General features: G+C 62.0%; 24 protein-coding genes and 1 pseudogene. 1 reads left to right on the forward strand and 24 read right to left on the reverse strand.

Going from position 1 to position 23,879, the window contains the following annotated elements:
- Positions 1–8 precede the first annotated feature (8 nt).
- The 15 genes and pseudogenes from EG19_RS13240 to pilM form a co-directional block, all read right to left on the reverse strand.
- Positions 9–2,432: a peptidylprolyl isomerase gene (locus EG19_RS13240; RefSeq protein WP_081800137.1), complete on the reverse strand. Its 2,424-nt coding sequence runs from the start codon at positions 2,430–2,432 to the stop codon at positions 9–11.
- A gap of 18 nt (positions 2,433–2,450) precedes the next feature.
- Positions 2,451–3,215 carry a metallophosphoesterase family protein gene (locus EG19_RS11035; protein WP_038050366.1) on the reverse strand — a complete coding sequence of 255 codons (765 nt, stop codon included), beginning with the start codon at positions 3,213–3,215 and terminating at the stop codon, positions 2,451–2,453.
- Positions 3,203–3,727: a shikimate kinase gene (locus tag EG19_RS11040; RefSeq protein ID WP_053335249.1), complete on the reverse strand. Its 525-nt coding sequence runs from the start codon at positions 3,725–3,727 to the stop codon at positions 3,203–3,205. Before EG19_RS11040 ends, EG19_RS11035 begins: the two co-directional genes overlap by 13 nt.
- A complete protein-coding gene (gene accC / locus EG19_RS11045) occupies positions 3,724–5,061 on the reverse strand; it encodes an acetyl-CoA carboxylase biotin carboxylase subunit (RefSeq protein WP_038050367.1) in 1,338 nt (445 codons plus the stop codon). Before accC ends, EG19_RS11040 begins: the two co-directional genes overlap by 4 nt.
- A gap of 6 nt (positions 5,062–5,067) precedes the next feature.
- Positions 5,068–5,580: an acetyl-CoA carboxylase biotin carboxyl carrier protein gene (accB, locus tag EG19_RS11050; RefSeq protein ID WP_038050368.1), complete on the reverse strand. Its 513-nt coding sequence runs from the start codon at positions 5,578–5,580 to the stop codon at positions 5,068–5,070.
- A gap of 15 nt (positions 5,581–5,595) precedes the next feature.
- Positions 5,596–5,949: a roadblock/LC7 domain-containing protein gene (locus EG19_RS11055; RefSeq protein WP_038050369.1), complete on the reverse strand. Its 354-nt coding sequence runs from the start codon at positions 5,947–5,949 to the stop codon at positions 5,596–5,598.
- Positions 5,946–7,079, reverse strand: coding sequence for a tetratricopeptide repeat protein (locus tag EG19_RS11060; protein ID WP_038050371.1), 1,134 nt, complete (start codon positions 7,077–7,079; stop codon positions 5,946–5,948). The genes EG19_RS11055 and EG19_RS11060 overlap by 4 nt, the downstream gene beginning before the upstream one ends.
- Positions 7,080–7,172: 93 nt before the next feature.
- Positions 7,173–8,132 (reverse strand): IPT/TIG domain-containing protein, encoded by a 960-nt coding sequence (locus EG19_RS13775; protein ID WP_161685588.1) that lies wholly within the window; start codon positions 8,130–8,132, stop codon positions 7,173–7,175.
- A 704-nt stretch (positions 8,133–8,836) separates the two neighbouring features.
- A complete protein-coding gene (locus tag EG19_RS11070) occupies positions 8,837–9,397 on the reverse strand; it encodes a hypothetical protein (protein WP_152544047.1) in 561 nt (186 codons plus the stop codon).
- 10 nt (positions 9,398–9,407) lie between these two features.
- The gene (locus EG19_RS14200) at positions 9,408–10,736 is read right to left on the reverse strand and encodes a type IV pilus secretin PilQ (RefSeq protein WP_235208735.1); all 1,329 of its coding nucleotides are present in this window, start codon (positions 10,734–10,736) and stop codon (positions 9,408–9,410) included.
- A 152-nt stretch (positions 10,737–10,888) separates the two neighbouring features.
- Positions 10,889–11,750 (reverse strand): annotated as a pseudogene (locus tag EG19_RS14480) (AMIN domain-containing protein); the annotation flags it as partial.
- Between the two features lie 16 nt (positions 11,751–11,766).
- Positions 11,767–12,249 (reverse strand): hypothetical protein, encoded by a 483-nt coding sequence (locus EG19_RS11085; protein WP_038050374.1) that lies wholly within the window; start codon positions 12,247–12,249, stop codon positions 11,767–11,769.
- The gene (locus tag EG19_RS11090; RefSeq protein ID WP_038050375.1) at positions 12,246–12,785 is read right to left on the reverse strand and encodes a type IV pilus inner membrane component PilO; all 540 of its coding nucleotides are present in this window, start codon (positions 12,783–12,785) and stop codon (positions 12,246–12,248) included. The genes EG19_RS11085 and EG19_RS11090 overlap by 4 nt, the downstream gene beginning before the upstream one ends.
- Before the next feature lie 54 nt (positions 12,786–12,839).
- Positions 12,840–13,427, reverse strand: a complete 588-nt coding sequence (locus EG19_RS11095) for a PilN domain-containing protein (RefSeq protein WP_038050376.1) — start codon at positions 13,425–13,427, stop codon at positions 12,840–12,842.
- A 4-nt stretch (positions 13,428–13,431) separates the two neighbouring features.
- Positions 13,432–14,481, reverse strand: a complete 1,050-nt coding sequence (gene pilM / locus EG19_RS11100; RefSeq protein WP_038050377.1) for a type IV pilus assembly protein PilM — start codon at positions 14,479–14,481, stop codon at positions 13,432–13,434.
- 273 nt (positions 14,482–14,754) lie between these two features.
- Here pilM and rpmB point away from each other — a divergent pair, with 273 nt between their 5' ends.
- Positions 14,755–14,949 (forward strand): 50S ribosomal protein L28, encoded by a 195-nt coding sequence (gene rpmB, locus EG19_RS11105; protein WP_038050379.1) that lies wholly within the window; start codon positions 14,755–14,757, stop codon positions 14,947–14,949.
- Here rpmB and EG19_RS11110 read toward each other — a convergent pair.
- The 9 genes from EG19_RS11110 to EG19_RS14320 form a co-directional block, all read right to left on the reverse strand.
- Positions 14,946–17,141, reverse strand: a complete 2,196-nt coding sequence (locus tag EG19_RS11110) for a RelA/SpoT family protein (RefSeq protein WP_053335251.1) — start codon at positions 17,139–17,141, stop codon at positions 14,946–14,948. The two genes, rpmB and EG19_RS11110, sit on opposite strands and share 4 nt — an antisense overlap.
- A 71-nt stretch (positions 17,142–17,212) precedes the next feature.
- Positions 17,213–18,379 (reverse strand): protein translocase subunit SecF, encoded by a 1,167-nt coding sequence (gene secF / locus EG19_RS11115; protein ID WP_038050381.1) that lies wholly within the window; start codon positions 18,377–18,379, stop codon positions 17,213–17,215.
- 9 nt (positions 18,380–18,388) lie between these two features.
- A complete protein-coding gene (gene secD, locus EG19_RS11120; RefSeq protein ID WP_038050382.1) occupies positions 18,389–19,951 on the reverse strand; it encodes a protein translocase subunit SecD in 1,563 nt (520 codons plus the stop codon).
- Between the two features lie 9 nt (positions 19,952–19,960).
- Positions 19,961–20,260: a preprotein translocase subunit YajC gene (gene yajC / locus EG19_RS11125; RefSeq protein WP_053335252.1), complete on the reverse strand. Its 300-nt coding sequence runs from the start codon at positions 20,258–20,260 to the stop codon at positions 19,961–19,963.
- Positions 20,257–21,384, reverse strand: coding sequence for a tRNA guanosine(34) transglycosylase Tgt (gene tgt, locus EG19_RS11130; protein ID WP_038050383.1), 1,128 nt, complete (start codon positions 21,382–21,384; stop codon positions 20,257–20,259). The genes yajC and tgt overlap by 4 nt, the downstream gene beginning before the upstream one ends.
- A gap of 5 nt (positions 21,385–21,389) precedes the next feature.
- A complete protein-coding gene (locus tag EG19_RS11135) occupies positions 21,390–22,079 on the reverse strand; it encodes a LolA family protein (protein ID WP_081800141.1) in 690 nt (229 codons plus the stop codon).
- Positions 22,080–22,285: 206 nt separating this feature from the next.
- A complete protein-coding gene (locus tag EG19_RS11140) occupies positions 22,286–22,714 on the reverse strand; it encodes an ExbD/TolR family protein (RefSeq protein ID WP_053335253.1) in 429 nt (142 codons plus the stop codon).
- A 9-nt stretch (positions 22,715–22,723) separates the two neighbouring features.
- Complete coding sequence (locus EG19_RS11145; protein ID WP_038050385.1) at positions 22,724–23,143, reverse strand: ExbD/TolR family protein; 420 nt, start codon at positions 23,141–23,143, stop codon at positions 22,724–22,726.
- A gap of 21 nt (positions 23,144–23,164) precedes the next feature.
- Positions 23,165–23,803, reverse strand: a complete 639-nt coding sequence (locus EG19_RS14320; protein WP_268746958.1) for a MotA/TolQ/ExbB proton channel family protein — start codon at positions 23,801–23,803, stop codon at positions 23,165–23,167.
- Between the last annotated feature and the right edge of the window lie 76 nt (positions 23,804–23,879).

The raw sequence follows: 23,879 nt of genomic DNA on the forward strand, positions 1-23,879 counted from the left end.
TGGCCTCCTCAGTGGTGCCCTTCTTCCGGCAGCTCCCACCCTTCCAGGGGAGCCAGGATGCGCACCAGGTCTTCTTCCAAGGTGGGAGAAAGCGGGGTTTCCACCACCCTCCCCACTTCTGCACCGCCAAAGGTCACCACCATCGTGGGGACCCGCTCCACCGGGCCAAAGGGGAACAACGCTTGCGGAACCACCTTCTTGCCGCGATCCACACCCAAAAGGGTGATTTGCGAAAAGGGGCTTTGCTGGCCCAAAACCTCGTGAATCTTCAAAAGCTTGGGGACCTGTTCCCGGGAATCCGAACACCAGGTTCCCATGGCCACCACCACGTTGTATTTCGACGTGGCCTTGCGAAGCCAGGAAAGCCATTGGCTGTCGGGCTGGTAGCTTTCGCGGTTTTGGCGAAACTCAGAGATTTCCCGCTCCAGCTTTTCCACAGAAAGCGGGCCGTACCAAACCGGGACGGGAATCGGAGGTGCCCCTTCCCCGCAGCGGATGCGCAGGATCCTGTCGCCCATCTGCAACCGGCGCACCACCTCGAAGCCGGAGGCCACTGTCCCAACCCGCGGGTAGCGGCCGGTGAGGTGGGGTTGGTCGGTGAGGGTCACGAAAAACTGCGATCCGCCGGTGTCGGGCCCGGCCAGCGCCATCCCCACGGAGCCGGCAGCAAACGGCTTGCGGGAAAGCTCATCGGGGAGGAAAAAGCCGGGCCCACCCCAGCCGTCCCCCCGGGGGTCGCCCCCCTGCACCACGAAGTTGCTCACCACCCGATGGAAGGTCAGGTTGTCAAAGAACTTCTTTTCCGCCAGCTGGCAAAGGTTGTAGGTGGTGATGGGTGCTTCCTCGGTGTCCAGGGCTACCGTGAAGGTGCCGCGTACGGTCACCACCTCCCAGTAGCGAGGCTTGGCAGCAAAAGCCGCAATCTCCCGATAGGCCGCAAGGGGCTTGCCGGCGGCACCGGTGGGAAACGCCCGCACCCGGCCGTGGCGGAAAAGCTCCTCCCAGGCCGCCAGGGCTACCGCCGGAAAGCGGCTGTAGCGGGCCTTTTCCAAAGCCGAAGCAGCCTCGGGGGTGAGGTTTTGCGGTTTTCCTAAAAGCCGCACGAGATCTACTGAGGTTTCCGAGGCAGCCCCGGAGAGCTCCTGCTCCAGGAGCTTGACCAGGATGGTGGGATCGGGAGGACGACCCAAAGCAAAAAGGCTTTCGGCGGCCTGCAGGCGCACGGCGCTGTCAGGATCGGAAAGCAGCTTGGTAAGCTCAGCCGAAAGCGCGGCAGCCCCCAGCTTTCCCGCCACCTCGGCTGTCGCCAGCCGCACCGCCACTTCAGGGTCGGCCAACGCCTTCACCACAAGCTCCTGGTTCTTGGGATGGTGGGGCAAGGCCAGCACCGCCCAGCGACGGAAAAAGGGGTCGGGCGACGCAAGCTCCTGCTCCACCGCCTCCCTCACCCCTTGCCGCGCCAGGGCCAAGAGAGCCTCACCCCCGGCCCAACCCCCTTCCTCCACCAGGGATCGCAACGCCTCCCGGCAGCAGCCGGTAGCCCCCGCCAGGCGCACCGCCGCCACCCGCAGATGTGGATGCTCCAGGTCCTCCCGGGCGATGAGCTGGTCAAGCTCGCGCAGGGCTTTGCCGGTGACCACCTGGGAAGCCCCCTCGCCCAGCTCCGCCAGGGCGTTCATGGCGGCCACCCGCACCCCCTCCTCGGAATCAGCGAGCAGCGCCACCACCGAGGATGCCAAGCCGGAAAGGCGGTGCCGGCGCACCGCTTCGCAGGCCAAAAGCCGCACCTGCGGCTCGGGATCGCGGAGAAGCTCGGGCAGCGACGCCTCCACTTCCCCACCGCCCTTGCGGGAGAGCGACCACAACGCCGCCCAGCGCAGCTCGGCTTGCCCTGCCCGGGTGTAGCGCAGGGCTACCGCTGGCCACTGGTTGCCCGAGGTGCGCCAAAGCTCCCGGAGCATGGCCGCCCGCACCGCAAGCTCCCGCTCCCGGCTTACCGCCGACAAAAGCACGCTGTCCGCCTCCCCCGCCGCCGCCCATGCCCACGCCGCCGCCTCCCGAACCGCCGGTGCAGGATCCGCCAGGGCAGTGGTCAAGGCTTTTCGCACCCGGGTTTGCCAGGAGGGTTGGGAAAGCCAGGGGGCCAGTCGCCCCAGGGAGGCCACCGCTTCCGCCCGCACCTCAGGGTTGGGGTCCCGCGCAAGCTGCAGGGCCACCCGCGCCGCGCTTTCCTGCCGGAAATGACCCACGAGCTTGGCAGCGCTCCGACGCCAGCGCACCTCCGGGCTTTCGGCGGCAGCCAGGACTGTTTCCGCGTCGAAGCTCCTGGTCTCCGCCACCTGCAGCAGCCGCGCCGCCAGTTCGTCCTGCGCCCCTGCGGCAGCGAGGCTCGACACAAAACCGAGAAAAACCACCGCCAGCCCTTGCCTCACAGCGTGCCTCCCTCTTTGCTAGTAACCCCGCACCAGCCGGTCCCCCAAAATCTGCGGTAAGCCGGCATCCAGAATGCGCTTACGCGCGGCGTTAGCGTCGTAAACCACGCGGTAAATCGTGAGCTTGCCGTGCTCCGAGTCGAACAGCCCGTAAGCCGGCCGCCAATCCCGGTCCCGGGGCTGCCCCACAGCCCCCACGTTGATGAGGTAACGGCTGTCGCGGGAAAGGAAAAGCTCAATGCGATCGCCGCCCTTAAGCCAGGCAAAGGCCAGGCTCGCTTGCGTTCCCTCCTGCCGCAGCTCCCACACGCACGGCACATGGGAGTGACCAAAGAAAACCACCCAGGCCTGGGGGACCGCAGCAAAGGCGTCAATGGCATCAGTTTCGGCAAAGATGTAGGTGTCCTCGTCCTGCGGGGCGCCGTGACAAGCCACGATGTTGGGCTCAAGCCACACCGGCCCGGCGGGCACAGCGTTCAACCAACGGCGGTTGGCGGGCTGCAAAACGATGGAGGTCCAGCGCGCCGCGAGCTTGGCGTGGTCGTTGAAGAACTCAATGCCGGAGGCCGGATCCAGAACCACGCGGTCGTGGTTCCCCCGCACCGCCACCAGCCTCCCCTTGAGGCGACGTAGCCGCTCCACCACCTGGTTGGGGGCGGCGCCGTAGCCCACGGCATCACCCAAAAAGACCCAGGCGTCTTTACGTTTGCGGGCAGCGTGTGCCAGCACGGCAGCCAAGGCCTCGATGTTGGCGTGCACATCCGAGAAAATTACGTAGCGCACAGCAAGCCCCTAAGCAGCAACGCTATTCTACCCGCTAAAGCTTCCGCATCCTCCCCAAACAGCGGGCGAACGGTGAAGTCCGCCAAGCGGTAAAAAGGCAAGCGCAGGCGGTAGAGCTCCAGGGCTTGTTCGGGGGAACGGAACAGCGGCCGCTCCTCCCACTTGTTGGGCAGCCGGCGCAGGATTTCCCCCCAGGGCACGTCCAAGAACACCGAAATGCCGGACCTCTGCACCAGGACCCGGTTCGCCTCGGGGACAAAGGTGCCGCCACCGGTGGCCACCACCACCCGCTCCAGGCGGGTGGTTTCCACAAGCTGTCGGGCCTCTTCTTCGCGAAAGGCCGCCTCCCCGTGTTGGGCAAAGATGTCCCGCACCGAAAGCCCAAAGACCTGCTCCACCTGCGTGTCCAGGTCTACAAAAGCCCAGCCCAAGCGCCGGGCCAGGGCCTGGCCGGTGGTTGTCTTGCCACAACCCATGAACCCCACCAGAAAAACCCGGGTACCGGTGCTCAAGGGGAAGCGAGAAACCTCTCCATGAAGCGCGTGGACAGGTTTCCCTCACGGAAATCGCGGTCTTCCAGGATCCTGAGGTGAAGCGGGATGGTGGTCTTCACCCCCTCCACCACGAACATGGAAAGCGCCCTGCGGGCGCGGCGGAGCACCTCCTCCCGGTTCTGCCCAAACACGATGAGCTTGGCCAAAAGCGAGTCGTAGTACGGGGGGACGCGATAGCCGCGGTAGAGGTGGGTGTCCACCCGCACCCCCGGTCCTCCCGGGAGGGCCAAGAAGCTCACGGTCCCCGGGGAAGGGGCAAAGGTTTCCGGGTCTTCGGCGTTGATGCGGAACTCCATGGCGTGGCCGGAAAGCTTTGGGTTTCGGGAAAAGGAAAGCCGCTGGCCGCTGGCCACCCGCAGCTGCTCCAGCACCAGGTCCACCCCGGTGACCAGCTCGGTGACCGGGTGCTCCACCTGAATGCGGGTGTTCATTTCCATGAAGTAAAACTGCCCGTCCTGGAACAGGAACTCCACGGTGCCGGCGCCTTCGTAGCCCACCGCCTTGGCGGCCGCAATGGCCGCATCGCCCATGGCCTTGCGCAGCTCCGGGGTGATCACCGGCGAAGGGGACTCCTCGATGAGCTTCTGGTGCCGCCTTTGAATCGAGCACTCCCGCTCACCCAGGCTTGCCACCTTGCCGTGCTGGTCGGCCATGACCTGGATTTCAATGTGCCGCGGGTGGGTGAGGTACTTCTCCAGGTACACGTCGCCAACCCCAAAGGCGCGCTCCGCTTCGTGGCGAGCGGTGTCAAAGGCGTGGCGCAGCTCGCGAGCATCGTTGGCCACCCGCATGCCCTTACCGCCCCCGCCGGCAGAGGCTTTGAGGATTACCGGAAAACCAATGGTTTGCGCCAGCTCCACCGCTTCCTCGCGGCTGGCCAGGGGCTCCTGGGAGCCCGGAACCACCGGCACCCCCCGCGCGGCCACGGTCTTTCGGGCCACGGCCTTGTCCCCCATAAGACGGATGGCGTTTGGCGGCGGCCCAATCCAGGTGAGCCCGCACTCCTGCACCACCTCAGCAAAGTGGGCGTTTTCCGCCAAAAAGCCGTATCCGGGATGGATGGCATCGGCACCGGTAATTTCTGCAGCGGCGATGATGGCGGTGATGTTGAGGTAGGACTCCTTGGCGTAGGGGGGGCCGATGCACACCGACTCGTCAGCGAGGCGCACGTGCAGGGAGTCCCGGTCGGCCTCCGAGTGGACCGCCACCGTGGCCAGGCCGGCCTCGCGGCAGGCGGCAATGATGCGCACAGCAATTTCCCCGCGGTTAGCAATGAGGACCTTGCGGATCATGGAACCTCAGTCCACCCGAATGGCGAAGAGGCGCTCTCCAAACTCCACCGGCTGGGCGTTTTCGGGGTAAATCCTGACGACCACCCCGTCCACATCGGACTCGATTTCGTTCATGAGCTTCATGGCTTCAACGATGCACAGCACCTGCCCCTTGCGCACGCGGTCACCGGGCTGCACATAGGGCGGGGCTTCGGGGTTGGGGGCGCGGTAGAAGGTCCCCACGATGGGCGAGGTCACAAAGTGCAGGTTGTCCTCGGATTCCCCCGAGTCTTCCGCTGGCGGCGCGCTGGGTGTAGCAGCCGCAGCGGGTGCCGGCGCGGCCAGCGGCGGGGTCACGGCTGCCCTCAGGGCCTGCACCGCCTGCTCGGAGACCAGGGGCGCCCCCACCATGGTCGGCGCAGCGGCGGGTTGTACCCCGTCAATGCGCAGCTTCGCGCCATCCCTCTCCAGCTCTATACCCCCTACCCTGGTTTCCGCCACGAGACGGATCAACTGACAAATCTCGTCAAAAGTGAACATCGTCCTCCCTCGCGCTTATGTGAACTCGGGACGCAGCCGCCAGGCTGCTACGCGGCTTTGAAAGCGGGTCTTGCCGAGGTTGCCGTCCTTGTCCACCACGGCAAACAAATAATAATCGGACGTAATGAACGTCACCACGATGGTCCGCTGGCTTCCGGCAATGACCACCTGGTGCAAATCACCCAGCTTCAGCTCGCGGTTAGCGGTGGTGAGCTCCCGCAGAAAGCCCGTGTACTCAGCCACAACCTCTTCCGCTTCCGCGGCTTCCGGCCCCCAGCTTTCCACAGCAATGCCCTCGCGGTCGGCAATGGCCAAAGCCAAAAGGCCGGGGCACGCTGTTACGGGCTTAACCAGCTCGCCGAAGTTCATACCCGCAGTCGCTCCCGCGCCAGTGTAACGTTTGCCAAGAAACGCTGCAACGCCGCGATCTTCTTCTCCCGCGGGGAAAGCCTGGGTTCCTCGGGGGGCAGAGGCTCCATCATGTCCTCCACCAAAGCCAAAAGGTCGGCGGCCTCCTGATGCTCGGGATTGGCCGAAAGAAGCTGGCGAAGCATTTCCGCCGCGGCAGCCAAATCCCCGCGGTTCACGGCTGCCCGGGCATCGGCAAGGGTGGGAAGCGTGGGCAGCTCAGGAGCCGGCGGCTGAGGCAGAGGACCAGCGCCTGTCACCGGCAAAGGCTCGGGCTCCGCCAGAACCGCTTCCGCAGCTGCAGGCGGTGGAGACGGCTCCGGTACAAGCGACTCCTGAGCCGCAGCGGGTGCAGATGGCTCCGGCGTGATCTCTGCTGGAGCTGCCGGTGCCGCAAATGGCTCGATCCCGGGTTCCGCGTGCTCCTCGGGGCTCACTTCCAACGCCAACGGCGGCTCTTCGGCGGGCAGTGGGGGTGCGAGCAGAAAATCGTCCGCCGGCGGCGGTGGGGGCTCCAGTGGAACCGCGAAAACCGCATCGGCCTCCAAATCAGCCGGGGGCAGGGTTTCCACCGGGAACAAGTCCTCCCCGGCTGGAGGTGGGGGAGCCAAGCTTTCAACAAAGGGCTCGGCGAAAGGCGGCTCCGCTGGGGGCGGGGGGGGTGCCGCCGTTGCTGCCGGCACGCTGAGCTCGGCTTTTAGGCTTGCTACCGCCTCTTCCAAAACCTCATCCCCGGGAACCAAGGTCAGAGCTTGCTGGAAGGCGTGCAAAGCTTCCGTACGCTCCCCCAGGCCCAACAGGGCCTCCCCCAAAAGCCGCCAAGCCACGGGGTTCTGAGGATCCAGCGCCAACGCTTCGCGAAAGGCAGCCTGCGCCTCGGCAAGCTTCTGCAGGTCCAAAAGCGCCCTACCCAGCGAAACCCACGCTGCCACGTACCGCGGGTGATGGGAAAGCCCCTGGCGCAGGACAGTGACGGCTTGGTCGAGCTGTCCCTCCCGGCGCAAAAGCTCCCCCAGCTGATAGAACTGCCGGGAAGCGGGGTTTGCGGCAAGCTCCCGGGTCAACTCAGCGATGCGCTCCTGCGGCGTCACGGGTCAAGTGTAGCCCAAAAAACCGCTAGCACAAAAGGTAGGGGCGCACGGCCGTGCGCCCCTACCCGTTAACAATGCAATGCTCTACCGCCCTTAGGTCCCCGAAATCCCGCCGCTGCACAGGTACGTGAAGGTGGGACCCGTCACCGACAGGTTCGAACCCAGGTTCGTGACCTTGATCGTAGCGGTCACGGGGGCGCACTGGTCCCCAATGACCCCGCGATAGGGCGGAATCTTCACTTGAAGCGAGGTCCCCGAAACCGAAAGCACCTCGGCTTCCACCTGGATGCCGCCCTGGTCCACCAACACCTGCACCGGTGCCACAAAGCCCTGACCGTAAATGGTCGCCGGCGTCCAACCCAGGATGTAGCCGGTGTTGGGCGTAATCCCGGACACAAACATAGCCTCACCGTAACGATAGGCCAGCGTGTTGGACGACACCTTGCCGGTAAGGATGTTCTTCACCTGCACCTGCACCACCGTCGGGCTTCCCGGCTGGCTGGGGGCAATGGAAGGCGCAATGCACACGATTTGGTTGAAGTTGGAGGACACCACTTGCGCTTCCCGATCGCCAAACAGCACCTGCACCGGGTACTGGAAGCCAGTACCAAAGATCGTTACCCGAGTGCCCCCTTCGATGGGCCCGGCGTTGGGCGAAAGAGCGTAAAGGACAGGTGTGGTGACCTCAGCCTTAAACGTGAAGGCACTGGGTTTCGTAACCGTCTGGTCCCTCCCGGTGCCAAAAAGGGAAGTCACCGTCACGCTGGCCGTAGTGTCGGCGTCAATGGGAACGGAGTTTTGGGGAGTAATGACGGTAATCTGGTTACCCCCCGGCGGCACATCCACCACTTGCGCCACTCCGCCCGGAGAAAACTCCACCTTCACTGGCTCCTGGAAGTTAGCGCCGTAAATGGTTACCGTTTCGCCTCCCCGAGCGGAACCAGAGCTCGGTTGGAGGCTATAGATCAGCGGTGGCAGCTGCTGGGCGCTGTAACGGAAAGCGTCGGTAGCGGTGGCCGAGCCGGCAACGGTAGTGACCACCACCGAGACCATCGCATCCTGAGTCAAGGGGTTGGGGGACGGTTGCGGGGTTAAAACGATTAAACGATCCCCGTTCGCGGAGGCGGCCACCACCGGCGCATCACGGGTGGCGTTGACTGGTGCCCCAATTTGGAACTGAACCTTCCCAGGCTGCACGCAGTTACCCGACGCGGTGTAGTAGGAGCACAAATCATCGCCAACGATGGTGACGTACTCACCCCCCTTTCCATTTCCTACCGCGGGGTCAAGCTGGAAAATGCTTGGGGCACTGGTAGCCGGAACTATGGCGTTAGGGTTGTATTGAACCGTAAAGCGCTTTGTGTCGTTGGCAGAGCCGTAACGCGCAGAAAGCTCGACCTCGCCGGCGGCCGTACAGCTGAACGTGACACGCGCAATACCTGCAACGGTGGTTTTGGTAATCGTTGGAGAAGCGTTCTCAGCGAATAAACACTGATTGAGCCCGAGGGCAAACGCGACAGGGCTTCCGTCGGCCACGGCGGAACCCCCCACGGTGACCTGGGCCCGTGCTGAAAGTACATCACCCACGTATGCCGGGCTACTCTCCACTGCCAATTGCAGGGTGGCGGCGCTAGGCGTGGGGGAGGGCCTGGGAGCGGTGGGGCTGTCCGATTTGCTGCAGGCGGTAAGTACCAAGACCCCCGCCAAGCTTAAGCTACCAACAAAGGCTTCTACCTTAATCATGCCAGTCCCCTCCCTCAGTAGTTCTGATAAAAGAAGTTCAAATCCCAATCGAAGCGCAACGTTACCCGGCGGCCAGCCACCGTCTTGCCGTAAATGGCAATCTTGAGACGCTGACGAATGTTGCGCTTACCGGTTTCACGGTCGAAACCCCCGTTTTGCGGGTAAAGCTGCACCAGCGGCTGCTGGTCAAAGTACTCCGCCGGGAAAATCCGGTAGTTTTGTAAGTTTGCCGTGCCCCCAGCAGGTACGGTAACACTGACTACATTTCGCCAAACTGGCGAAGCCACAGTACCGCCGTCAATCCGCTCCGGGGTGATGACCCACTCGGTAAGGACAACATCGTCCTGGGGCCCCAACGTTGTTCCCGGGGCTTTGGCCTGCGACTTGATCTGCATGTTTCCAATCGCCACATCCTGCCGGTTGGAAATATCAATGTCTGCCGGGCCCTCTCGCACTTCGACGGTAAGAATCACCGGCGCTTCCTCGTCGGCGGAGTGGTTGCCGGCGGCACAACCGCCCAAAAAGGCTACGCCCCCTAGCAGAACAACTGAGAGTTTCTTGGTTACGTTCGTCATAGCCGTCCCCCTAATACTTCACGATGCGCGGCGTCAAGAAGATCAACAGCTCGTCGTTATCTTCCTTCACCTCGCGCCGCTTAAAAAGGTTCCCAACTACTGGAATAGAGGCAAGACCTGGAACCTGACTTCGCTGTTGATCCTGCTTCATCTTGTACACCCCACCAATCACCGTCGTGCCACCGTCCCGCACAAGAACCTTGGTTTCGGCCACGCGCTTGGACAGCGGTGCACCGGCTAATTGTGCGCCAATTGCTATGACATTTACACCTTCCAGCACTTCAGTCTTATCCAGCTTCACATCAAGCTGGACTGTCCCCTCGGCAGTAATGTGCGGGGTAACCTCCAGTTTGATGGTGGCATCTTTGAAGGTAACAGTAGTGCTCGTCACGTTCCCCTGGGTCACGGTTTGCGCAATTGGAATTTGGATTCCGCTTTCGATCTTGGCGCCCTGGTTATCCTGGGCGACTACTTTGGGCGCGGAAATAACCTTAACCAAGCCATCACTTTCTGCGGCGGAAAGTACAATATCGAGATTGAAGGCGTTGAGGATATCCGCAAACGCTAACGAGAGAAAACCGGTTGTCCCGCCAACGCGTGTGAAGCCAGCGGCGGGATCGCCGAAGACGCCGCCCTGAACACTACCCGAGTTGGGAAAACGCCAGCCCGTAGTTGTCCCATGCTCAGCGTCGGCCACGGCAGAGAATCCCCATGCAAGGCCCAGTGCCCGACTAAAGCGACGGCTGGTTTCCACAATCCTCGCCTCAATGAGCACCTGCGGGTTGGGGTGGTCCAGCTCATCAATGAGGTTGAGGATGCCCTCCAGGCGGTCGGCCAGATCCCTAATGATAAGCATGTTGGAACGCGGATCCACCACCACCGAACCGCGCTCGGAAACGATGAATTTCTCTGCGGTGAGGATGGCCTTCACGTCCTCGGCCCGGGCGTACGAAAGCACTTTCGTAACGGTTTTCATGGGCCGGGCGGCTTCCGCTTGCTTCTGGTAAGCAGCCAAGGCTTGCTTTTCCTGCGTTAACCGCTCCATTCGCGCTACCCGCAGCACGTTGTTTTCAATGACGTAATCCAAGCGGTTGATGCGCAGGATGATGTCCAGGCACTGGTCCCACGGCACGTTCTCCAAAGTCACCGTGACCGAGCCGGTAACATCCGGATCCACCACAATGTTGAGACCGGTGATCTTCGCAAAGGAGCGGAGCACGTCCTTAATGTCCGCGTCCTTAAGCTCCAAGCTGATGGGCTCGCCGGTAAACTGGCGCTCCTGGGTTTCCACCTCCTTGGGTCCCGTGGCAGCTTTAGGGGTTGGAGCCGCCTGCTCCACCAGCGCCTTCGGTGTGGAGGTGTACGGCGAGTCCACCGGCGGGCTCGGAGAGCTCGTCGTTGCCGGTGGGGCTGGCGCCACCGCCACCGGCGGTGCCACGGCCACATCGGCAGCCGGTGCCGGGGCAGGTGGGGCGGGGGTCGCAGTGGGNNTGGGCGCTTGCGCCTCCGCCACTTTCACCGGTTCGGGAGTGGTTGGCTCTTTCGCCGTTACCGGCGATACCGGCTCTTCCGTCACCGCCACCGGCGTCACCACCTCGGGAAGAGGCGAAGCGTTAGCGGCCACCGCCATATCCCCGGAGCCCAGCCGCACCACCAGGCCTTCCCCGGTGCTTTCCACGGCGTACTTCATTGGCGCATCCAGGTCAATGGCCACGCGCACTACCGGTTCCGGTTGCACGGCGAACTGGGCGACCCGCACCCGTTGCACCCCGCCTGTCCCTACGGGGTAAACCCGGCGTGCCTTGCTGGGAAGGATGCCCGGGATATCCACCGCCACCCGCGGGGGGTTGTCCAGCGCAAAGGCCTTGCCAGCTACCGGGCCCAACCCCTTGACCAGCACGGTCACGGTTTCCCCGTCCACAGCCGGGATCACCTCAACCTCGCCGCGCGGGGCAGCCGCCGCCTTCTCGCGCCCAGCCAGGCGCACCTCGACCCCGGCAGGCAAAGCGCGAACGAGGGGGTGCACCCCGGGCGCCAACTCCAGGATCAGGCTCACGGCTCCGCTCTCGTGGGTGGCCAGCGTGGCCCGCCTCAAGCCAGCTTGCGGTTCCGCCAGGCTTTCCACAGGCTGCGCCAAACGGGCCTTCGGGAACTCCAGGGTCCAAACGCCGCCCTCACCCGTGACCTCCCGATAGGGCAGCGGCCCGGAGGCGCTCACCACCAACGCTGGAGCTGGAGTTGGGGTCCAGGCCATGCCCAGGATCGACACCTCCTCCTGGGCCCCTAGGCTTCCCACCACCAAAAGCATGACCGCTAGGCTAGCCAAAACCCGTCGAGTTTCTGTCGGCTTCATTGCAACCCCCTCGCGCTTACTGCAGCGTCCGCACCACCTCGCGGTACGGCTTCAAACTTCTAGGATCCGCCACGTTCACCTTAAACGTTACCTTGCCCGGCTCAATCTTTTCCACCGTGCCATCGTAAAGAACCGTGCCGGGTTTGATGAGATAGGACATGTTGTCGGTACCTTGAATGAGCGCCACGTACCCTTCAGGGAGCTTGATGATGCCCTGCAAGCGGATTTCCTCCACACCCATTCCCGGCAGGCCCGGTGGGCGCTCTCCCATTTCCTCCCGGGAGCGGCCCTTCAAAAGCGAGCGGAAGGGATCCCGCCGTCCCGCAGGGTCGTAGGTAAATCCGCCCCCGGCCGCCACTTCCTCTTCCCCCGCCAGGATGCGCTCCACCGTGGAGGTGTCAATGGGCTTTTCCTCCGGCCTGGGTGTGGGGGCCGGCGTTTGGGAAGCCACCCAGCCTGCCCAAATCAAGCCCACCAGCCAAAGGACAGGTTTCTTCATTTCGCCCCTCCCTCCGGTTTGACCTCACCGTAAATGAAGGTCTTCATGGTGAAGCCAGCGGTCAAGGTGTAAGGCCCGGGCTTATTGAGAGCTGCCAAGGACAAGGTCTCCACGTTGATGATACGTGAAAACTTGGAAAGGCGATCGAAAAACCTGGCGAGATCGTGGTAGCCCGCCTCCAAACTGACGCGAATGGGCCATTCCGTGTAAAAGTCTTTCTTTTGGAAACCTTGCGGCTCGAAAGCCACAAAGCGGAAGCTTCCCTGCTCAGTAAGGGCTTTGATTTTCTTAATGAGCTCGTCCGTTTGCTTTTGCGTAGGCAGGATACGCAAAAGCCTCTGCAGCTCGCTGTCCAGGCGGGCAAACTCTTCCCGGAACTGCGGCAACCGCGCTTCCGCCGCCTTGCCCTCCCGGACTTTTTGTTTAAGGCTTTCCAGCTCACCGGTACGGGTCTTGATATCCTGTTCGATCCCGGAAAGCCACTGGCTTTCCGCCCCCCAGATACCCACACCGGCAATAACCGCGCCCAAGATCAAGGCGAAGTATCAAGGTCGGTTTTCCAGCTCAAGACCTGCCATAGTCACGCTCCCTCATTGCCCCGAAGCCTCGCTGCCGGTTCGGGGGGTTGGGCTGAACCCGCAGGACAAATCAAAGCTAAACACCCCCTGTTGATCCTGCCTCATAACCCGCAACGTGGGTTCCGAAAAGAAGGGACTGGCCGCCAAATTGGCAATGAAGTTGGCCACCGCGTTTTCGTTGAGGGCTTGCCCGGTGAGCGAAACGGTGCGTCCGGCCAGCTCCATCCTGGTGAGCCACACCAGGTCCGGCAGCGCCTTGCTGACCTCATCCATGATGCGCACTGGCCCAAATTGGTTGGCTTTCAGTTGCTCGATGACCTCGATCTTGTGCTTGAGCTCGGCGTTCTTCTTCTTGAAGTTTTCCACCTCTTCGATAATGGGCTTGAGGCGGTCGTACTCCTTTTGATTTTGGGCGATTTCCTCGTTGATGGAGGCCAGCTGCGTGGACAACCGCCAATAACGCATGCCAATCCACACCAGGGCGACGACAATCAACCCGACAACGATGTAGTTGTTGACGTTGGCGCCAGCAAGGGTCAGAAGCGGCCTTCTTGCCGCCTTCTCCCGCTTGGCTTCCCCAATTAGGTTGACCTTGATCATGGCGCTAGTCCCCCACCGTCCGCAGCGCCATGCCCACAGCAACGGCCATAGCAGGAGCATGGCGGTTCAACCACTCGGGTGGAAACTCCGCTTCCGAATAAGTGATTTCCTTGAACGGGTTCATGATTTCCACAGGAACCGAAAACCGATCCTTCAGCACTTGGTCCAAGTTCAAAAGCTGAGCGGACCCGCCGGAAAGCACGATCTCTTCGACCCGATCGTGGGCCGAGGTGGTGTAGAAGAAGTCAAAGGTCCGCTTGAGCTCCTCGGCGAAGTCCTGGGCCACAGCGTTGAGGATACCGTACACGGTTTGCGGGGAGACGTCCCCTACCCTTTCACCGGTCTTAATGGCTTCCGCTTGCTCCCGGGTCACGTGCAGCTCGCGCTGAATGGCTTCCGTGAAGTTGTTACCGCCAAAGACAATGTCCCGCCAAAACAGCGACTGACCGTGAGCCAGGATGTTGAGATTGGTGAGGTAAGCCCCCACGTTGACCAAAGCCACCACCCGATCCTCGGGCAAACCGTAGTTGTACTCGTAAGCGTTTTGCACGGCGAAAACATCAAGGTCCACAAGAACCGGGGTCTTGCCCAGCTGGGTGACGATGCTGGTGTAGTCGGCAACCCGCTCCTTCTTGGCAGCCACCACCAACACCGTCATGCTCTCCGCACCGGTTTCCAAGATCACGTAGTCCAGATTGGCATCGTTCACGTCAAAGGGCAAGTACTGCTCGGCTTCCCATTGGATGGACTCCGCCAGCTCGGCTTCGGACATAGCGGGCACCTGGATCTTTCGAATGGCCACGTTCATCCCCGCCAGGGAAACGCCAAAGTTGGCGTTCCGCACGCCCCGCTCGCGCACCAAGCGCCCCGCCACCTCCACCACCAGGGAGGAGTCCATGATGGTGCCTTCCACAATGGCTTCTGGGGAAAGGGGGGCGAGACCGGCATGAACGAGGGTAAACCTCCCCCCGCGCCCGCCTTTAAGCTCCACCAGCTTCACAGCCGAAGAGCCAATATCCAGCCCGACGATGTTTTTCTTTTTCCCTAGCAGCACGTTACCACCCCCTCCTCAACGTTTTTCCTCACTGCTGCGTCGGAGCTTGCCTTCCGCGTCGTGCCCATCTTTGCTGCTAATGTAATGACTGCAATATCCTCTTGTCAAGCGGCCACCATCAAAGCAGAGGCTATCTCCTCTCCTCATGATATAAAAGAAAGCCTTTTGAACTCGAGCTCGCCTACTCATTTGCCAGCCGCGCACTTGGTGACCTCCGTCACTTGAGTATGCTACAATCCGCGCTGCGCGGCGAAAGGCGCATGTGAGGTCACGATGGCAAGAGTTTGCGAGATTTGCGGCAAGAAAAGCATGGTGGGTAACCAGATTTCCCACGCTCACAACGTCTCCAAGCGGCGGTGGCGGCCCAATTTGCATGTGGTGCGCGCGCGTTTTGCCGCCGGTACTCGGCGCATTAAGGTTTGCACCCGCTGTTTGCGCTCCGGCCGCGTGCAAAAGGCCGTCCGCTAACGGGCCCCGCCTGCCACCTCGGAACCCCGAGTGGCCACCAGCTGGCGAAAATCTCGGGTAAAGCCAAAATCCACCCGCGTCACCCCGGACACCCGGCGGATGAGGGCCACGACTTTTTCCAGCTGGTCCCGGCCGCTCACGTCCACCTCCAGGTTGACCACCCCGCAGCGATCCTCGGTGGCCAAATGGCAGGTGCGGATATTGGAGCCGGCGCTGGTGATGGCCTGAGAAATGGCCGCCAGCATCCCCGGACGATCCTCGAAGAACACGTGCAGCGGCATGGGGTACGAAGCCCCCAGGGAACCCCACCGCACCTCCACTTCTCGCTCGGGAGCTAAGGCCAGTCGCCGGAGGTTGGGGCAGCTCCGCCGATGGATGGCTACCCCCCGACCACGGGTCACGTAGCCCACGATGGGGTCGCCGGGGAGCGGCTGGCAGCATTTGGCCCGGAAGGTGAGGAGGTCGCGATCGCCCATGACCTCCACCACCAGCCCCTCGGATCCGGGATGAGGGCGAACCTTGGAAGCGGAGGTCTTTTCCGGCTCGCCCTTTTCGCGGGCAAATACGGCCATGACCTCCCGTGCCGAAAGGCGACCGAAGCCCACCGCCGCCAGAAGGTCTTCCTCCTTGGCAAAGCCGTGGTGGACCACCGCTTCCTTCAGGTTGAACCCCTCCAGCCCCTGCTTCACCGCCAGGCCCAACCGCCGCGCTTCTCTTTCCAGGAGCTTGCGCCCCAAAACCCGGGCGCGGTCCTTCTCACCCTTCTTCAAATAGGCCCTAATTTTTGTGCGCGCCCGGGCGGTGACCACAAACTCCAGCCAGCCCCGACGGGGTACCTGGTTGGGAGAGGTTTGGATTTCCACGATGTCGCCGGTCTTCAGCACCGTGCGAAGAGGGACCAGGCGACCGTTCACCCGCGCTCCCACGCAGGTGTTGCCCACCTCGGTGTGGATGGCGTACGCAAAATCCACCGGGGTGGCCCCCCGGGGCAAACGCACCAGCTCGCCCTTGGGTGTGAAGCAAAACACCTCCTCGGGGTAAAGGTTGAGCCGCAGTGAGTCCAAAAACTCCCGGGGGCTTTCCTGCTGCCCTTCCACCAGCGAACGGAGCCATGCCAGGCGAGGATGATCGGCACCCGGATCGCGGCCTTCCTTGTAAAGCCAGTGGGCGGCCACGCCTTTTTCCGCCACCTCGTCCATGTCCCAGGTGCGGATTTGCACCTCAAAGGGCAAGCCCTCCGGCCCCAGAAGCGATGTATGCAGCGACTGATAGCCGTTGGACTTGGGAACCGAGATGTAGTCCTTGAAGCGCCCGGGGACCGGCCGCCAGCGCTGGTGGACCAGGCCCAGAACCGCGTAGCAGTTAGCCACGTTGTCCACCACCACCCGGAACGCCAGAAAGTCGAAAAGCTCATGCAGGGAGATGCCCTGGACGTTCAGCTTGCGCCAAATGGAGTAAAGGTGCTTGATGCGGAAGCGCACCTCGCCTTCAATGGACAGCTCCTTGAGCATGTGCTCCAGCTCGGAGCGCACCAGCTCAATGGCCGCCGAAGCCTTTTCCCTTCTGGCCGAAAGCTCCTCGGAAAGCCTCCTGGCTTCTTCCGGGAAGAGGTTCCAAAAGGCCAAATCCTCCAGTTCCGCTTTGATCCTCCCCATGCCCAGGCGATGGGCGAGCGGTGCGTAAATTTCCAAGGTTTCCTGGGAGATGCGCTGGCGCTTGTTCTCGTCCAGGAAGTTTAAGGTCCGCATGTTGTGGAGGCGGTCCGCCAGCTTGACCAAAAGCACCCGAATGTCCTCGATGGAGGCCAAGAGCATGCGGCGGAAGGACTCGGCCTGGGCCGCCTGGCGGGCGGCGTAGGATTTTTCCAGCGTGGTGATCTTGGTGAGGGCCTTCACCAAGTTGGTGATGCGATCGCCGAACTGATCGCGGAGGGTCTCCTCGGTGACGTAGGTGTCTTCCAAAAGATCGTGGAGCAAGCCCACGGCAATGGCCACTTCGTCCAGGCGCATCTCGGCCAGAATCCGCGCCACCTCCAGGGGGTGCACCAGGTAAGGCTCGCCCGAAGCCCGCACCTGGCCCTGATGGGCCATGGCCGAAAAGACGTACGCCCGCCGCAGCAAATCCTCGTCACAGGTGGGCTTGTAAGCCTGGACCTGTTCCAGGATATCGTCAAAACGCGGCAGCGTGTCCATCACTCCATTCTAGCCCTTAAAAAGCGAGCGGGCCCTCCGCCAAGAGGGCCCGCTGCCAAAACCGCCAAACTTTACCGGCGAGCCTTGCCGGCCTTCTTTTTGGCAAACAGCTCGGTAAAGAACAGAGCCACCGGGGAGGCAATGTAAATTGAGGAGTACGTGCCCACGATGATCCCCACTAACAGCACAAACGCAAAGGTGTTGATGACATCGCCGCCAAAGAGGAACAGCGCAATGACCACCAGAAGCGTGAGACCCGAGGTGATCACCGTCCGCGACAGCGTCTGGTTGATGGCCTTGTCCATGATCTCCACCAGCGACTTACCACGCTCCAGCTTTAACCGCTCGCGGATGCGGTCAAAGATCACCACCGTGTCGTTCACCGAGTAACCCACCAGGGTCAAGAGCGCCGCAATGGTGGGGAGGTTGATCTCCCGTTGGGTAATGGACAGCGCCCCTAACGTGAGAATCACGTCGTGGAAGGTGGCCACCACAGCGCCGATTCCGTAGGGAAGGTGAAACCGGAAGGCAATGTAAACCAACATGCCCAAAAGCGAAAAGGCAACGGCCTGCATGGCTTTGTTGCGTAGGTCCTTGCCCACCAGGGGACCCACCGCTTCGGCAGCTAACACCGTGAACTCCCCAAAGTGGGCGCTGGTTTTCAGGTACGTCCGGACCGCCGGGGAAAGCGCCGTCACCTTGTCCAGGTCCTCGGGACCCTGAAAGATCCCCAGCTCCTTCCGCAGCTGCAGAACTGCCTCAGCCTGCGGCTCGTAGTGCTGCCGACGGGCATCCAAACCCCCGCCCACATGATCAGGGTCCGCCGCAGCCAGGGCGTCCCGCAGGGCATCGACACCCACGGTGTGCAGCGGCAGGGACCCCGAACCGGTGCCGTGGAACTCGCGGTCCAGGGCCTCGGCCATCACCTTGGAAAAGTCCCCCTCCTGTCCGGGGTTTTGCACACGAACCAAGAACTCGTGCCGTTCCGGCTCGTCAAAGCGCTGGATCGTGACCTCCCCCAGCTTGAGGGCTTCCAAGGCCTTCCGCACCCGCGAAAGGTCAGGCTCCTGTTTGAACTTGAGCGTAAGCTGGGTACCGCCGGAAAAGTCAATGCCCAGCTTGAGCCCCGGGCCCCAAACCATGCTCGCCACCCCCAACGCCGCCAGCGCCAGGGAAATCCCAATCCAAATGCGGCGGTAACGCAAAAACGGAAAGTTGGTATTGGCAAAAAAGCGCATAGGCACTCCCTAAATGGAAAGCGTCTGTGGCCCACGCCCGCTCTTGCGGGAGAGCACCAGCTCAAACAACGTTCGGGAAACAAAGACCGCCGTGAACATCGAAATCATCAGACCCAAGGACAACGTCACCGCAAAGCCCTTGATCGGTCCAGTACCAAATTGGAAGAGGAAGAGAGCGGCAATGAGCGTGGTGAGGTTGGAGTCAATGATCGTGCCCAAGGCCCGCGAGAAACCCAAATCCACGGCGTTGCGCACGGTCTTGCCCACCGCCAGCTCCTCGCGGATGCGCTCGAAGATCAGCACGTTGGCGTCCACTGCCATACCCAAGGTCAGGATGATGCCGGCGATACCGGGCAAAGTAAGGGTGGCTTTGAAGGCCGCCAAGGCCCCCAGCAGCAGCACGGCGTTAAGGATTAAGGCTACGTTAGCGTTGATACCGGCCCCCCGGTAGTAGGCAAGCATGAAAAGCACCACCAAAGCCAGCCCCACAAGACCGGAGCGAACCCCGCGGATCACCGAATCCCGCCCTAAGGACGGGCCCACGGTGCGCTCCTCCAGGTAGGTGATGGATGCCGGCAGTGCACCAGCCCGCAATACCAACGCCAGGTCCTCAGCGCCCTGCACCGTAAACTGCCCTTCGATGATGCCGGAGTCGGTAATGTGCCCCCTGATGACTGGCGCCGAATAGACCTTGTTGTCCAACACGATGGCCATTTGCTCGCCAATATGGGCCGCGGTGTAAGCCCCAAACTTGCGGCCGCCCTCCGGCGTTAAGCTAAAAGAAACCGCCGGCTGTCCGAACTGATCTTGGGACCGCCGGGCGTTGCGCAGGTCGCGGCCGGTAATCACCGAGGCCTTCTTCAAAAGGTAATAGCGCTTCCCCACCACCCGGCCGGTGATGTCCCGCTCATCGCCGGTGACCACCACCGAATCGTCGGGGACCTTGCCACCGTAGTTGGCAAGCAACGCCGCTTCCGAATCCGCCACCGCCACCACCGGCTTGATCTCCAAAAACGCAGTGGCCCGGATGAGGTCTTTCACGCGTGCCGGATCGTCCACGCCCGGAAGCTGCACCACAATGCGGTCGCTGTTCCCCTGCCGCTGGATCACCGGTTCCGCCACGCCAAACTGGTCCACGCGGTTGCGGATGGTTTCCAGCGCTTGCCGCACCGCCATATCGCGCAGCTCCCGCGCCACCTGCTCTTGCAGCCGGCAGGTCACGGTCACCCCGCGGCTCACCTGAAAGTCGGGCACTTTGTCGCTCAACACCTGATCCAGCACCGCTGGGTCGGTGTTGGGTGCCGGCTTAAAGGAAAACCCCTCGTTGTCCTCCAAGCGGGTCATGCTTTCGGGGGGAAAGCCCTTCTCGGTGAGCGCTTGCCGCAGCCGCTCCATGGCCGCATCCACCTCGGCCCGCAACGCGTCCTCGGTGTTGACCTTCAACACCAGGTGGATGCCGCCCTTCAGGTCGAGGCCTAAGTGGATCTTCTTCTCCGGCGGCCACATCAAGAAAACAGCCCCGGCCGTGACCAAACCAATGAGAATCCAACGCCAGGTGAGGCTCTTGCGCATGTCGCCTCCTTACTCGGGAGATGAGAAGCTTACGTTGGGCGCGTCCTTGGCGAGACCAGCAATGGCGCCACGCGCCACCTGAATCTTCACGTTATCGGCAACCTTTAACGTCACCACGTCGCCTTCCACGTTGACGATGGTGCCGTAAATGCCGCCGCTGGTGATCACGCGATCCCCCTTGGTGAGGGCCGCCAGCATCTCCTGGTGCTTTTTCTGGCGCCGCCGCATGGGCACGATCATCACCAGGTAAAAAATCACAAACACCAGAAGCAGCGGAAAAAGCTGAACTAAGGGGTTTTGCGGGTTCATGATGCCTCCACTGCCGCCGCCAGATCAGCGCTTATGCCCTGCCGCAGCTCGGCGAAGCGGCCATCTATGATAGCCGACCGTACCTGTCGCATCAAGGTCAAGTAAAAGTGCAGGTTGTGCACCGTGGCCAGAACCACGTAAGCGGCCTCGCGGGCCAGGTAAAGGTGTCGAAGGTACGCCAGGGAGCACGTTTGACAGGTAGGGCAGGTGCACTGGGGATCGGGGGGCTCCGGACAGCCGCGGTAGCGGGCGTGTTTTACCACCACCGGACCGCGGCTGGTGTGCAGCAGGCCGTTGCGGGCGTTGCGGGTGGGGATGACGCAGTCAAAGAGGTCCACGCCGGCAGCTACCGCTTCGAGGATGTCCCGCACCGTGCCCACACCCATGAGGTAGCGGGGCCGATCCTCCGGCAGCTCCGGGGCCAGCACGCCCACCGCCTGCCACATGGCTTCCGGTGGCTCCCCCACCGAAAAGCCACCCAAGGCGTAACCGTCGAAATCCAAAGGCAAGAGCGCTTCCAGAGCTTGCCGTCGCAGGTCGAGCTCGAGACCGCCTTGCACAATGCCAAAAACAAGCGGCCCCTCCCCCGCGGGAAGGGCTTGCCGACAGCGGCGGGCCCAAAGGCCCGTGAGCTTCACCGCCTGCTCCAGCGTCTCCCGGGAAGCTGGCAGCGCCGGGCAGACATCCAAGGCCATGGCCACGTCCACCCCTAGCCGCCTTTGCGCGTCCATGCAGGACTCAGGGGTCAGCAGGAACTCCGTGCCGTCAATGTGCGAACGAAACAGCACCCCTTCCTGGGAAACCCGCCGCAACTGCGCCAGGGAAAAAACCTGAAAACCCCCGGAGTCCGTGAGGATAGGACCGGACCATCCCATGAACCGGTGCAGCCCCCCCAGCTCCGCCACCACCTCAATCCCCGGCCGCAACAGCAAATGGTAGGTGTTGGCCAAAACCATTTCCGGAGCGAGCCGAGCCAGCTCCCAGGGGGCCAGGCCTTTGACGCTGCCGGCAGTCCCCACCGGCATGAAGGCCGGGGTCCTGACGATGCCGTGGGGAGTTTCCAGTTCGCCCGCCCGTGCGAAGCCCTCCCGCGCCACCACTCGAAAAGTTCCGTTTCGACCCATGGCTTTTATTCAGAGCCCCGCAGCTTCAGCTCCACCACCCGCACACCGGGGGGCAGATCCAGGGAAAACAGGTTCGGAGGAAGAGGTTGGTTGATCTTCACCTGGGAGAACTCGTAGGTGGTCACGTCGCCATCCGCTTCCGTGTAGGAAAACCGCACCGGCAAGAAGCTCTTCCGGTCAATAACCAGCTCCACGTGGTGCAAGCGCTTTTTCAGCTGGTGGGTCACCGGGTTAAGGATCAGCACGAAGTTACCTTCGCCACCGGGGTCCCGCAAGGTAAAGGAAAAATGCCGGGAGAGGTTCATGATGGGCTCGCTGGCCGAAAGGAAGGAGAACAGCTTGCGCTGGCTGCGGCCTAGCTCCACCTTTTCCGCCAGCCGCTCGGCGGGGCGGTAGGTCACCATGGCTTGGGCGGTGACCAGTACCACGGTTTCCCTGGGGTTCCGGTACTCCCAGCGCACCTGATCCGGAGCCTGGTAGTAAAAAACCCCGCTAAGCACCGAAGGCTCTTTAAGGAGACGGCTTACCTTGGTTTGCTGAAAGTTGGCCGAAAGCGTCTGGATGGCCAGCTGCGCCTTGGAAATCTCGGCCAGTACCGCATCCAGCTTGGCTTTCCCGGAAAGGCCCTCCACCTGACTGCCGGCAGAGGCAGACGCCCAAAGCCCAACCGCAAGGACAGCCCATGCTCGACCCATGACCCGGCAACACTAGCAAAGCACCGGGAGTGGGTCAAACCACGGGTTGGGGTGAGCCTGCCGAGGGCACCGCCTCTGAAAAGACAGCCATCTCCTTTGCTCGCCGGATTGGACTTTTTTTGCACCGGCAGGCTTCACCCGTAACGCACTCCCCCGCTCAAACGCTTGGCTTCACCGAAGCAAACGATTTCACCAAACGCCAAAAGCTAATGGCTGGTTGGATCCACAAACTCCTCAACGATGCCGAGGTTTTTGGCCCCAGAGGCGCGCATGACGTCCAGCACCTTGACCGCATCGGCGTATTTAACGCGGTCATCAGCCGAAAAAAACACCGTGCCTCGGCTCCGGTTCTTGAGGATTTCCGCCAGTCGAAACCGCAGCTGCTCCAAGGGAACGTTCTCCTTGTTAATGAAGATGCCTTTGTCTGCGGTCAGCGACACCACCACCAAATCAGTGGGTGGCGGTGCATTGCTGGCTTCCGCTTTGGGAGGCACGTTGACGTCGTAACCCATCTGCAGAAGCGGTGTGACCACCATGAAGATGATCAGCAGCACCAGCACCACGTCTACCAGCGGCGTGACGTTGATTTCCGAGCGCACCGCGCTGCTTGGTGAGCCTGAAATGTCGAAAGCCATCTTGCCTCCTTATTGCCTTTTCTCCTTTTCGGCCACAAGCGCCATGTTGGAAAAGCCCGCTTCTTTCACCAGCTTTAAAAGGCGCTTGACGTCCCCCCAGGTGAGGCGGGCATCGGCCTTCACGACGATTTCCTTACCTGGAGCGCGGGCGTGCAGCTCGGCTAACCTTGCGGCAAGGTCCTTTTCCGGCAGCCAGTGGTTTTCGTACCACATGGTTTTATCCGCCTTCATTGCCAGCAAAACCTGGTTTTGGCTTTCCGGTTTTTTGGCCGGATCCTGCGCGGTCGGTAGCTGCACGTCCACGCCCTTTTGCAACATCGGCGTGACAACCATAAAGATGATCAGCAAGACCAAACACACATCCACCAAGGGCGTGACGTTGATCTCGCTTTTCACGCCGTTCCTGTCGCCACCCGTCATCATGGCCATGGGCCTTACCTCCCGGCCAATTTAGGCCGCTTTTGCCGCCCGTAACTTAAGGAACGCGTCCAAAAGCTCGGATCCCGAGTTGGTCATTTCCACCCGGAAGCGGTCCACTTTATTAAGGAAGTAGTTGTAAAGCCACACCGCCGGGATGGCCACAAAAAGACCGAGAGCGGTGGTTACCAAGGCTTCGGCAATTCCCGAAGAAACCGCCGCCAACCCCCCGGAGCCGCTTACCGCCATCCCCCGGAAAGCGTTAATGATGCCCACCACGGTCCCAAACAAACCAATGAACGGGGCAGTGGTGGCAATGGTGGCCAGACCCGAGAGCCGCTTTTTCAGCTCCTCGGTGGTTTTCACCACAGCTCGCTCCATGGCCCGCTGGCCGGCTTCCACCACATCATGCCCAGGAATGCCTGCACCGTGCGCTCCCACTGTAAACTCGTAGAGACCGGCGCTCACCACCGCTGCCACGTGACTGGCGGGAAACTTCTTGGAAAGGGCAATGGCCTCAGCCAAACGGCCTTCCTTGAGCAACGGCGAGACCGCTACCGTAAAGGCCAGGGACTGCTTCCGCGCTTCCCGGAAACGCAGCCACCGCTCGAAAGACACGCTCAAGGAGTAAATCGAGAGGAAGGCAAGAAAAAGAAACACCAACCGTGCCATCCATCCCATTGAATTCCAAAGTTCTATCGGACTCATCCACATTGCTTTTATCCTCCTTATTCGTTACCGCTCCTGT

Origin of the sequence: Thermoanaerobaculum aquaticum, assembly GCF_000687145.1 — a bacterium.
Lineage (GTDB): Bacteria > Acidobacteriota > Thermoanaerobaculia > Thermoanaerobaculales > Thermoanaerobaculaceae > Thermoanaerobaculum > Thermoanaerobaculum aquaticum.

Coding starts and splice junctions, on each gene's coding strand:
- EG19_RS11145 (WP_038050385.1), bottom strand. CDS start 23,143: ATGGCCATGATGACGGGTGGCGACAGGAACGGCGTGAAAAGCGAGATC.
- accB (WP_038050368.1), bottom strand. CDS start 5,580: ATGTTCACTTTTGACGAGATTTGTCAGTTGATCCGTCTCGTGGCGGAA.
- EG19_RS11070 (WP_152544047.1), bottom strand. CDS start 9,397: ATGACGAACGTAACCAAGAAACTCTCAGTTGTTCTGCTAGGGGGCGTA.
- EG19_RS11055 (WP_038050369.1), bottom strand. CDS start 5,949: ATGAACTTCGGCGAGCTGGTTAAGCCCGTAACAGCGTGCCCCGGCCTT.
- secD (WP_038050382.1), bottom strand. CDS start 19,951: ATGCGCAAGAGCCTCACCTGGCGTTGGATTCTCATTGGTTTGGTCACG.
- accC (WP_038050367.1), bottom strand. CDS start 5,061: ATGATCCGCAAGGTCCTCATTGCTAACCGCGGGGAAATTGCTGTGCGC.
- EG19_RS11135 (WP_081800141.1), bottom strand. CDS start 22,079: ATGGGTCGAGCATGGGCTGTCCTTGCGGTTGGGCTTTGGGCGTCTGCC.
- EG19_RS11140 (WP_053335253.1), bottom strand. CDS start 22,714: ATGGCTTTCGACATTTCAGGCTCACCAAGCAGCGCGGTGCGCTCGGAA.
- secF (WP_038050381.1), bottom strand. CDS start 18,379: ATGCGCTTTTTTGCCAATACCAACTTTCCGTTTTTGCGTTACCGCCGC.
- tgt (WP_038050383.1), bottom strand. CDS start 21,384: ATGGGTCGAAACGGAACTTTTCGAGTGGTGGCGCGGGAGGGCTTCGCA.
- EG19_RS11110 (WP_053335251.1), bottom strand. CDS start 17,141: ATGGACACGCTGCCGCGTTTTGACGATATCCTGGAACAGGTCCAGGCT.
- EG19_RS14320 (WP_268746958.1), bottom strand. CDS start 23,803: ATGGCACGGTTGGTGTTTCTTTTTCTTGCCTTCCTCTCGATTTACTCC.
- EG19_RS11085 (WP_038050374.1), bottom strand. CDS start 12,249: ATGAAGAAACCTGTCCTTTGGCTGGTGGGCTTGATTTGGGCAGGCTGG.
- EG19_RS13775 (WP_161685588.1), bottom strand. CDS start 8,132: ATGGTCTCGGTGGTGGTCACTACCGTTGCCGGCTCGGCCACCGCTACC.
- EG19_RS11095 (WP_038050376.1), bottom strand. CDS start 13,427: ATGATCAAGGTCAACCTAATTGGGGAAGCCAAGCGGGAGAAGGCGGCA.
- rpmB (WP_038050379.1), top strand. CDS start 14,755: ATGGCAAGAGTTTGCGAGATTTGCGGCAAGAAAAGCATGGTGGGTAAC.
- yajC (WP_053335252.1), bottom strand. CDS start 20,260: ATGAACCCGCAAAACCCCTTAGTTCAGCTTTTTCCGCTGCTTCTGGTG.